Source organism: Streptomyces coacervatus (genome assembly GCF_029223485.1).
Lineage (GTDB): Bacteria > Actinomycetota > Actinomycetes > Streptomycetales > Streptomycetaceae > Streptomyces > Streptomyces coacervatus.
The window spans coordinates 1-599 of sequence record NZ_JARHTP010000079.1 but is presented as its reverse complement, the minus strand read 5'-3'; the positions used below and the strand labels follow the sequence as shown (position 1 = coordinate 599).

The 599-nt window shown below is 71.5% G+C and carries 1 protein-coding gene; it reads right to left on the bottom strand.

Annotation, left to right across the window (positions count from 1 at the left end):
- Positions 1–599 (bottom strand): AMP-binding protein (locus tag P2Q00_RS50675; protein WP_275781996.1); only part of this gene is annotated, 599 nt, incomplete at both ends.

Genomic DNA, 599 nt, shown 5'->3' with positions numbered 1-599 from the left:
TGCCCACTGGCCTCGGTGAACTCCACCGGCAGCACGGCGAAGGCGCGGATCGACTCGGCGCGCGACACCAGCGTGTTGGCGTCATCGACGGCGCGCTGCAGTTCGCCGCGCAGCTCTTCGTCGGTGACCAGCCGAGTGAGCGGAACGTCCTGCTTCTTCCGCATGCGCCGCCAGTGCGCGAGACCGTCCGGCTCCAGGGTGAGCAGTGCGGCGATATACGGGCGGTCGTCGCCGACGACCATGCACTGGCCGACCAGCGGATGGGCGCGCAGCCGGTCCTCCAGCGGTGCGGGCGCCACGTTCTTGCCGCCCGCGGTGACGATGATCTCCTTCTTCCGGCCGGTGATCGTCAGATACCCAGCCTCGTCCAGCTCGCCGATGTCCCCGGTGGCGAACCAGCCCCGGCGCGGGGCGGGTTGACCGGTCTGCCCGTTCCAGTACCCGCTGAAGACCTGGCCGCCGCTGAGCAGCACCTCTCCGTCCGGGGCGATGCGTACTGCGCTGCCCGGCAGCGGGCGCCCGACCGTACCGAGCCGGGGTTTGAGCGGCGGGGTGACGGTGGCGGCCGCGGTGGTCTCCGTGAGGCCGTACCCCTCGAA